Raw genomic sequence first — 9,768 nt, forward strand, 5'->3', positions numbered from 1 at the left:
ATGGCCCGAGTCTATTGAACGTCTCCCTGCTCGCACCGCCGCCCCCAGCGGTGCGGTCCGTGCGGGGGTCACGTCGTGCCCTCCGCACGGACCGTCCGGGCGCTAGACCCCGAAGGCGGCCGCGTAGCGGATGGTGCCCGCGGGTACCGGGAGGGCGGGATCGAAGGCGAGCGCCATCATGTACTGGTCCTCGACCTCGAAGGGCGGCCGGATGGCGTAACCGGAGGCCCGGGTGAAGCCGAAGCGCGGGTAGTACTCGGCGTGGCCGAGCACGAGCACGAGGTTCTCACCCTGCTCGCGGGCGGCCCGCAGGGCGGCGTGGATGGCCGCCGAGCCGGCGCCCTGCCGCTGGTGCTCGGGGCTGACGGCGCACGGGCCCAGGGCGAGCGCCGGGGAGTCGCCGACATGGCAGCGGGTGAGCAGCGCGAACCCGGTGATCCCGCCGCCGGGCGCCTGGGCGACCCAGGACAGGCCGGGGATCCACGCCTGCGGGTCAGCTCGCAGCGCCTCCACCAGCTCGGCCTCGTGGGAGGTGGGGAAGGCGGCGAGGTTGACCTCGCGGATCTGGGCGACGTCGGCGGCGGTCTCGGGGCGGGTGATCCAGTTCATGGCGGCGTTCGCGTCCGTTTCTGTGTCCGCCTGCGGGCGCAGGACGTGGTCGGTGTGGCCGTACGAGACCGGCCGCGCGGTGTTCTACGAAGGCGTCGTCGAGTGTCCGTCCGTGCCGGGGCAGACCGGCGTCGGAAGGATCCGTGAAGTGTGCTGGCAACGTGATGCACCTTGCGGGAAGGGACCCCGGCGAGACGCGGACGCCACCCCTGCCGCATGAACCGTCAACGAGCCGATTTGCGGCCTACTCGGCCGCAGGACGGCTCAGAGCGAGGGGAGGACGTGGGTCAGACCGGGGCCCGGGACGTGAGGATTGTCCGGGCGCTGCGCTGGGCAGCGGTCTTCACCGCGGTCATCAAACCTCACCTCCCTCTCATCCCGCGATCCAACACGAACGATCAACACCCTAGCACCCTCCGCAGCGCCGCCCCCGTTACGGACGCCTGCGCAGGAGGGCCAGGAACATCGCGTCCGTGCCGTGGCGGTGGGGCCAGAACTGGGCGTGCGGGCCGTCTCCCAGGCCGCCGACCTCCGGCAGGTAGGCGCGGGCGTCGAGCTGCTCCACGTCGTTCCTGCGGCCGACGACGTCGCCCACCACGACGCGGGTCTCCGCCAGGTGCGGGGAGCAGGTGACGTACGCGACGACCCCGCCGGGGCGCAGGGCGTCGAGCGCGGTCGCCAGCAGGCGGCGCTGGAGCCTGCCCAGCTCGGCGACGTCCGCCGGGTCGCGCCGCCAGCGGGCCTCCGGCCGGCGGCGCAGCGCGCCCAGGCCGGTGCAGGGGGCGTCGAGCATGACGCGGTCGAACACGCCGGGCCGCCACGCGGGCTCGAGGCCGTCGGCGGTGATCACCGCGGCGTCTCTGGTCGTCTGCCAGACCAGCCGCGCCCGGTGGTACTGAACGTCGGCGGCCAGCAGCCGCGCCCCGCCGGGAAAGGCCAGCCCTCCGCCCATCGACTCCGCACCAAGCCCGGCAGCCCCCTCATCCGGCTCCCGGCGGGAGCCGGCGTCGCCGCTGGACTCCGCGTGGAGGCCGGCGAGGTCGCCGTAGGTGGCGATGGCGTCGAGGAGCCCGGCCTTGCCGCCGGGGCCCGCGCACATGTCGAGCCAGAGCTCGTCCTCGCGTCCGTCGAGCGGCACCCTGGTCAGGGCGAGCGCCACCAGCTGGCTGGCTTCGTCCTGGACGGCGGCGCGGGTCTCGGCGACCGCGGCGATCCGGCCGGGGTCGCCCTCCGCCAGGTAGGCGGCGTACGGCGAGTAGCGGCCGGGGTCGGCGCCCGACTTGGCGAGCTCCTCGACGGTGCTGCGGCCGGGCCGGGCGACCAGGGTCACCAGCGGGCGCGCGTTGTCGGCTGCGAGCAGCTCGGCAGTCTCCTCGGCGCCGCCGCCGAGGGCGTCGCGGAACGCGCTGACGATCCACCGGGGATGGCTGTGCACGACCGCGAGGTGCCCGGACGGGTCGTCGGCCGCGTCGGGGGCGACGATCGGCAGCCACTCGTCAACAGTCCGGGACGCGATCTTACGCAGGACGGCGTTGGCGAACTTGGCGGCGCCCGACCCGATGCGCAGCCGCACCAGATCGACCGTGGTGCCGACGGCGGCGTGCGGCGGGACCCGCATCCTGAGCAGCTGGTGCGCGCCCAGCCGCAGCGCGTCGCGCACGTCGGGGTCGGGCCACCGGTCGGAGCACATCTCGATGACCGCGTCGTAGGTGCCGAGCCCGCGCAGCGCCCCGTACGCCAGCTCGGTCGCCAGCGCGGCGTCGCGCCCCTGCAGCCCGCGCTCGCGCAGCAGCCTCGGCATGAGCAGGTTCGCGTACGCGTCGCGCTCGTCGACGGCTCGCAGGACGTCGAAGGCCGCGTTGCGCGCCTGGTCGCGTGGCGGTCGCCGCGGGGGCCCGCCCCTGCGGCCCTGGCCGCCCGGCTGCCTGCGGGGCCGGCTCTCGCTCAAACGAACCTGTCCTTCGTGTCGGGCCGCACGCCGCGCGCCCACTCGCCGGCGCTCATCAGCCGCTTGCCCTGTGGCTGGACCTCGCCCAGCAGCACGGGGTGGGTGGCGGTGCCGACCAGCACCTCGTTCTTGGTGGCCGCGATCTCGCCGGGGGCGAGCGCGTCGGCCGAGTGGACGGGGCTGACCGGGCCGAGCTTCAGCCGCTGGCCGCGGAACTCGCTCCACGCACCCGGGTTGGGCGCGCAGGCGCGGACGAGCCGGTCGACGCGCATGGCGGGCGCCGACCAGTCGACCCTGGCGTCGGTCACGTTGATCTTGGGGGCGATGCTGACGCCGTCGGCGGGCTGGGGACGGGCCTCCAGCTTGCCGTCCTCGACGCCGTCGAGGGTGGCGGCGAGCAGGCCCGCGCCCGCGACCGCGAGCCGGTCGAGCAGAGTGCCGCTGGTGTCGTCGGGGCGGATCTCCTCGGTGACCACGCCGTAGACGGGGCCCGCGTCGAGTTCCTTGACGATCTGGAACGTCGAGGCGCCGGTGATCTCGTCGCCGTGCAGGATCGCGTGCTGGACCGGGGCGGCGCCCCGCCAGGCGGGCAGGAGCGAGAAGTGCAGGTTGATCCAGCCGAGGCGGGGCACGTCGAGGGCCGACTGCGGCAGCAGCGCGCCGTAGGCGACGACGGGGCAGCAGTCGGGCTCGAGGGCGCGCAGCCGGTCGAGGAGCGCGGGGTCGCCTGCCTTCGCGGGACGCAGCACCTCGATGCCCGCCTCTTCGGCCAGCTCGGCCACGGGCGAGGGGTGGACCTTGCGGCCACGGCCCGACTGGGCGTCGGGGCGGGTGACGACCGCGACCACCTCGTGGCGGGGCGAGTCGATCAGGGTGCGGAGCGACGGCAGCGCCGTCTCGGGCGTGCCCGCGAAGACCAGGCGCATCGTCACAGGGCCTTTCCGCCGGTGGCGTGCGGGGAGTACTTCACGACGGGGGCGGCCAGGCCGCTCCACTCGGCCTCGCGGATGGCCTTCATGGCGAGCTTGCGCTGCTTGGCGTCCATCCGGTCGATGAACAGGATGCCGTCGAGGTGGTCGGTCTCGTGCTGGAAGCAGCGGGCCATCAGGTCGGTGCCCTCGAGCGTGACGGGCTCGCCGTGCATGTTGAGGCCCTTGGCGACGGCGCGGACGGAGCGCGGCGTGGGGAAGGACAGGCCGGGGAACGACAGGCAGCCCTCCTCGCCCTCCTCGTCCTTGTCGTCGGACAGGTCGAGGTCGGGGTTGATCAGGTGGCCGAGCTGCTCGTCGACGTAGTACGTGAACACGCGCAGGCCGACACCGATCTGCGGGGCGGCCAGACCGGCGCCCGGCGCGTCCATCATCGTGTCGGTGAGGTCTTTGACCAGTTTGCGGAGCTCCTTGTCGAAGTCGACGACGGGAGCCGCCGGGGTGCGCAGCACGGGGTCTCCGAACAGCCGGATCGACTGGATGGACAAGGCGCAACTCCGTTTCTCGGGTGGATCAGCCCAGTTTAGTGTGCGCCAGGGACCGGGCCTTCATCGCCGCCTTGCGGGCCGCCTTGATCACGGCCTGGTCGTCGTGCGCGTTGGCGAGCATGTCGAGGACGGCGACGGTGTCGGGGTGCCCGACGGCGGGCATCTCGCCGACGAGTTTGATCAGGTCTTCCGGCGGCTCGGTGGTGTCGAGCGGGCCCGACAGGTACATCAGCGCGGCCAGCGAGTCGACGGCGATCCAGGTGTGGTCGTCGGGGCTGAGCGTGGGGGCGTCGAGGTCGCGGATGTGCAGCCAGGACGCGGCGTAGCGGCGCATCAGCGGCAGGTCGAGCGCCTCCCGGACGGGAGCCTCGGCCTCGGGCCCCAGCTCCTCCAGGATCGCCCCGACCGCGCCGCGCTGCCCGGCCGTGCCGGACGCGGCGATCGCGACCAGGTCGGCGGCGGCCTCCTCGGGCGAGCGGCGCTCCAGCCACCCGGCGACGGCGCTCTGCGTCGCCGCGCCCCTGACCAGGGCCTCGACCAGCTCGAGCGCCGAGAGGTCGGCGAAGACCTGGACCTCGGCCGCCGTGGGCGCGTCGTGGCCCTCGCGCAGCAGGTCTCTGCGGACGGCCCAGACGCCGAGCGGGGTGAGCGCGGTGCGCCCGGACGCGGTCTGCTCGACCAGCCCGCAGTATGTCAGCAGCGACAGCGCCTCGAGCAGTTCGGACGGCAGCGAGGCGGCGAGCCTGCGCATCATCGGCGCTCCCGGCGCGCAGGCGACCTCGTGGGACTGCAGGATGCCCCGGGCCAGGTTGGCGATCGCCACTCCCGAGCGCACCGAGTAGATCGTGGCCAGCATCTCCGCCAGGTGGCCGTCGACGACGGCGGAGCCGGTCAGGCCCTCGTCGGCGCGGTCGAGGACGTCCATGACGACGCCGTCCCAGAACTCCAGCGTGGCCTCGACGGTGAGCTGGGCCGGGAGCGGGCCCCGCGACGCACTCCCGCGCAGGATCTGCAGCAGGCCGGTGTTGACGGCGACGATCCAGACGAGCCTGAGCCGGGACGCGGCCACGCCCAGCTCCGCGACGGCGGCCTCGGCGTCGGCCGCGGGCAGCAGCCCCTCGGCGGTGACCTGGCGGCTGCCGGTCCAGTTGGCGAGCCTGACGGCGTCGGCGACCAGCGGCACCGTGGGCACCATCCGCGCCAGCTCGGCGTCGGCCGCCAGCACCACGGGCGGGAAGGTGAGCGCCTCGTGGTCGGCGGGGGCCTTCTCCGGCTGCCGTGGCGGCACGGCGGCCTGCTCATCGATCAGCTTGCGCAGCTCGGCGAGGTCGAAGACGTTGTTTGCCACTCAGGAAACTTACTGCACGGGAGTAACAGAGACGTACTCAACGGATCGCACGGGAGCGGGCTTTGAAGGCCGCCTTGCGCGCGGCCTTGGCGACCGTGCCGTCGGACAGCGAACGTCCGAGCAGCTCCAGCACCTCGACCACGTCGGGGTGGTCGACGCGCCACATCTCCTCGATCAGATGAGCGGGCGGGCCGGACGCGGCGATGTTCTCGGCGAACATCTCGGGGTCGGCCTCGGCCGCGGGCAGGGCCAGGGCGAGCATGTCGACGCTGACCCAGAGCAGTTCGTCCTGGGTGAGGGACGGCGCGGGCAGCCCGCGGGCGGCGAGCCAGTGGATGGCGTGCGGCCGCAGCTCCAGGTCACCCAGGCAGCCGCGGACCGCCGGCTCGGCCTCCGCGCCCAGCCGGTCGACGATGGTGACGGCGATGCCGCGGGCGACGGCGGGCGCGCCGGAGGCGGCGGCGAGCAGTTCGGCGGCGGCCGTTCCCGGCCCGCGACCCGCCAGCCAGCGGCTGATGTCGTCCTCCGCCAGCTCGGTCGGGACGCCGTCGAGCAGGCTCTCGATGAGCTCCACGGCGTCGGCCTCGGCCAGGTCGGCGGCCTGGGGGGCGTCGAGGCCGAGTGTCAGGTAGTGCTCGCGCAGCGCCCAGACGGCCAGCGGGGTGAGCCCGGCCGTGTCACCCTCGACCTGGACCAGGCCGCACCACGACAGCCGTTCGAGCACCTCGGGGACGGGCACCTGGCCGCCCTCGCCCATCTCCTCCAGGTAGTCGCCGACGACGGAGACGGGGGCCCGCACCTGGAGCCGGTAGAGCATGTCGAACAGGTCGTAGAGCTCCTCGTCGAGCTCGCGGGAGCCGGTGATGGCGCCGCCGGTGTCGTGCTCGACCAGGTGGGCGACGATCTGCGCCCACCGCTGGAGCGGCTCGCCGCCGGTGACGCCCGCGAACAGGCTCAGGTACGGCTCGCGGTTGAGTTCCGCCAGGAGCGGAACGCCCGCCAGCGCCTCGGCGAGGTCGCCGGGCGGCGCGAGCCGCACGGCGGGCAGCGGCGTGCAGCCGGGGCAGTCGCAGGGCGCCTCCCCCAGATCGGGCGCCTCCCCCGACGAGATCTGGATCGACTGCTCCAGCGACTCGGGGCCGATCGAGCTGAACAGGCTCTTGGCCATGCCGAAGTTGGCCGTGTCGGCGAGCGCCCCGGCCATCCGGGGCGCGATCTCGGCCAGCCGCTCGCGCATCGCCGCCGCGGTCTCGGCGCTGACCTCGGACCTGTCCCGCAGGAAGGCCACCAGGGTCTCGGCGGCGGCCACGGTCTCCGGGGCGCTCTCGGGCGGCGCGATGACCTTGCGCGGGTAGATGGAGAGCAGCAGCTCGTCGAAGGTCTCGGGAGTGAAGTCGCCCAGCGCGTTGACCTTCAGGTAGTCGCTGGCGTAGTCGCAGAGCAGGCGGACCTCGTCCGCGTCCACCTCGACGTCTCCCGCGCGCCCCCATGCGCGCAGGTCGTCGATGGCCCGGTTCACCCATTCGATCGACACAGGGAGACGCTAACGGCTGGCCAACAGATGAGCGAATCGGGGAAAACGTCTAAATCAGGTCGAGCGGGTCGACACACACCCTCACGACATCCGCCGCCTTACGCGCCGCTCGCACCCCACTGGCCCCTTTGAGCGCGGCGGCCAGCGCCGCCCCACCGCCGCGCGGGGTCCGGATCATGGCGCGTTCCCGGCCCTCGTCGATCGGGACCGGCCCGAGCACCTGCGCGGACGGGGGCAGGCGCAACTCGTCCAGCATCTGCCTGACGGCGCTGGCGACGCCGCTGAGCGTCGCCATCCGCACGGCGGGCGGGAACCCCAGCTCGGCGCGCTCGGCCAGCTCGCGCTCGGCGTGCGTGATCGGGTCCCACCGCAGCAACGCCTGGACTACGGGCAGCACGGCGTCGGCGAGCACGACCAGCTCGGCGGCGGGACGGAGCAGGGCGGCGGCGTTCATCCACCGCCGCAGCGCCTCCTCGGCGGCCCGCAGGTCGGCCCGGCCGAGCAGCGCCCACCCGTCGAGCAGCACGGCCGCCGCGTACCCGCCCTCGGCGACGGGCTCCGCGCCCGGCGTGGCGACGACCAGGGCCCGTGACGACGGAACGGTGGCCAGCACGCCGTCGCGCCCCGACGTGCGCACAGGAACGGACGGGAAGGCTCTGCCCAGCTCCTCGGCGGTGCGCCTGGCGCCGACGACCACGGCCCGCAGCCTGCGGCTGCCGCAGGCCGGGCACCGCCAGGAGGCGTCCACCCGCCCGCACCAGCGGCAGTAGGGGGCCGCGTGCCCGCCCCTGAGCGCCAGCGGCCCGTGGCACAGCGCCCTGGACGGCCCGCGCCCGCCGACGGAGGGATCGCCAACGGAGGAGCCGCCGACAGAGGAGCCACCTACGGAGGAGCCGCCGACGGAAGGCTCGCCCACGCCGCCGCCCCCGGCGGGCTGGTGCACGCCACCGGCGCCCCTGGAGGGCTCGGAGGGGCCTGCGGCACCGCCTCCGGCCGGGTCGAGGAGGCCGAGGGTTCCGGGCGCGTCCGGGCCCAGGAGGGCGCCCACCGACCGGGTGGGTGGCAGGGCGCAGCGGGCCGGGGCGCGGCAGTGCTGGCAGGCGAGCGCGGGCAGGTAGCCGCGCCTGGGCACCTGGATCAGCACCGGGCCGCTCTCCAGCCCCTGCCGCAGCGCCCGCCAGGCCACGCTGGGCAGCCTCGCCTGGCGGGCCGCCTGGTCCTTGGCCAGTTCGGCGTCCTCGCCGGCCGGACGCACGCGCGGGGCCAGCCTCCTGATCGTCTCGCGGGCGGCGACGATCGGCCTGGCCCAGCCGGTGGCGATGAGCTGGGTGGCCTCGGCGGTGCGGGTGTATCCGCCGATCAGCATGGCCGCCCCCGCCCGATGCGCCCGCAGCGCCAGCACCTCGCGGGCGTGCGGGTACGGGGCCAGCCGCTCGGCGTGCAGGTCGTCGCCGTCGTCCCAGATGACTGTCAGCCCGAGATCGCTCACGGGCGCGAAGACGGCGCCCCTGGTGCCGACGACCGCCCGCACCTGCCCGCGCAGCGCCCGCAGCCACCGCCGGTACCGCTCGGCGGGGCCCAGGTCGGCGGTGAGCGCCACGTGCCTGCCGGGCCCGAGCAGCCGGGAGAGCTCGGCGTCGAGCAGCGCGACGTCCTTGCCGTCGGGCACCGCGACGACGGCGCCCCGCCCTCCGGCCAGCGTGGCGGCCACGGCCTCGGCCACCGGCGCGGCCCAGCCGACGGCTCCCGGCAACGCCGACCACACGGCCCGCGGCGCTCGGCCGTTGCGCAGCGCGTCGAGGAACGACGCCCCCATCGGATACGCCGCCCAGGCCCCCGGCTCGCCCTCGACCGCGCCACTGGAAGCGGGACCGGCCAGACCACCAGAAACCGGGCCGGCCGGAACGCCTGAACCGTGACCGGCCGCAGCACCGGCAGCGGAGCCGGTAGGGGCACCGGAATCGGAGGCGACTGCGGGCTCCTCAGAAGCGAGCTCCTCAGCCGCCGGGGTCTTGGCCGCCAGGGTCTTGGCCGCTGGGGCCTCGGCTTCCGCCCTGGCGTGCCGAGGTGGCACCGCCAGGCGGAGGACGTCGGCCAGGGTGCCGGCGTAGCGGTCGGCGACGGCCCTGGCCAGCGAGGCGATCTCGGGCGTCAGGACGCGCTCCGGCGAGACGACCCGTTCGAGGGGGGCCAGCCTGCCCTGATGGTCGCTGCTCTCGGCCCGTTCCAGGACGAAGCCGTCGACGAGCTTGCCCGCGAAGCGAACCCGCACCCGCACCCCCGGCTGGGCCGTCTCGTGCATCGTCTCCGGCACCAGGTAGTCGAAGGGCCGGTCGAGGTGGGACAGCGGGTTGTCGACCGCCACCCGGGCGACCGGACTGGCGGGCGCGGGCACGGGCGCGCCCCTGCCTCCCGTCGCCGCCGTCTCCGCGGGCCGCACGGCGTCGAGCGGCAGGAGGGCGTCGTCGGAGTCGGTCACGCATTACGTCTACCAGACGCGGGCACCCCCGACGTCCGCACCGCCTCAGCAGGCGGGACGGGACGACTGGTGCCAGCGGGTGTCGGGCGAATGCGGCCCAGGACCCCTCCCACGGACCGGCTGCGGAAATTCGTCACCCGCTGGCATGTCAACAGATAGACGTTCCGGGCTCACCGACACATCGGGAGGAATGCCTATCTACTTACCGAAGCCGTCACCCAGGCGGCGACGTGCGTGCGCGAGACGAGGCCTCCCTTGGCCAGGATGTTGCGGACGTGCGGCCGCGGTGAACCTGTTCAGCGAGAGCTGATCTTCGGGCGCAAGGCGCTCGTACGCCTCGGCGATCAGATCACCGGGAGAGACGTGCTCGTCC

General features: G+C 74.5%; 7 protein-coding genes. All 7 read right to left on the reverse strand.

Going from position 1 to position 9,768, the window contains the following annotated elements:
* Positions 1-102: 102 nt before the first annotated feature.
* The 7 genes from ABZ297_RS33515 to ABZ297_RS33545 all read right to left on the reverse strand — a co-directional run bounded on the left by ABZ297_RS33515 (position 103) and on the right by ABZ297_RS33545 (position 9,311).
* Positions 103-609: an N-acetyltransferase gene (locus ABZ297_RS33515; RefSeq protein WP_355354734.1), complete on the reverse strand. Its 507-nt coding sequence runs from the start codon at positions 607-609 to the stop codon at positions 103-105.
* Positions 610-1,042: 433 nt separating this feature from the next.
* Positions 1,043-2,557 (reverse strand): transcription antitermination factor NusB, encoded by a 1,515-nt coding sequence (locus ABZ297_RS33520; protein ID WP_355354737.1) that lies wholly within the window; start codon positions 2,555-2,557, stop codon positions 1,043-1,045.
* A complete protein-coding gene (fmt, locus tag ABZ297_RS33525; protein ID WP_355354750.1) occupies positions 2,554-3,483 on the reverse strand; it encodes a methionyl-tRNA formyltransferase in 930 nt (309 codons plus the stop codon). The genes ABZ297_RS33520 and fmt overlap by 4 nt, the downstream gene beginning before the upstream one ends.
* Positions 3,484-3,485: 2 nt before the next feature.
* Complete coding sequence (gene def / locus ABZ297_RS33530; RefSeq protein WP_355354740.1) at positions 3,486-4,034, reverse strand: peptide deformylase; 549 nt, start codon at positions 4,032-4,034, stop codon at positions 3,486-3,488.
* Between the two features lie 25 nt (positions 4,035-4,059).
* Complete coding sequence (locus ABZ297_RS33535) at positions 4,060-5,382, reverse strand: hypothetical protein (RefSeq protein ID WP_355354743.1); 1,323 nt, start codon at positions 5,380-5,382, stop codon at positions 4,060-4,062.
* Between the two features lie 37 nt (positions 5,383-5,419).
* Entirely contained in the window at positions 5,420-6,916 is a 1,497-nt protein-coding gene (locus tag ABZ297_RS33540) for a hypothetical protein (RefSeq protein WP_355354745.1), read from the reverse strand.
* Positions 6,917-6,965: 49 nt separating this feature from the next.
* Complete coding sequence (locus ABZ297_RS33545) at positions 6,966-9,311, reverse strand: primosomal protein N' (RefSeq protein ID WP_355354753.1); 2,346 nt, start codon at positions 9,309-9,311, stop codon at positions 6,966-6,968.
* Positions 9,312-9,768: the final 457 nt, after the last annotated feature.

Origin of the sequence: Nonomuraea sp. NPDC005983 (assembly GCF_040614375.1) — a bacterium.
GTDB lineage: Bacteria > Actinomycetota > Actinomycetes > Streptosporangiales > Streptosporangiaceae > Nonomuraea.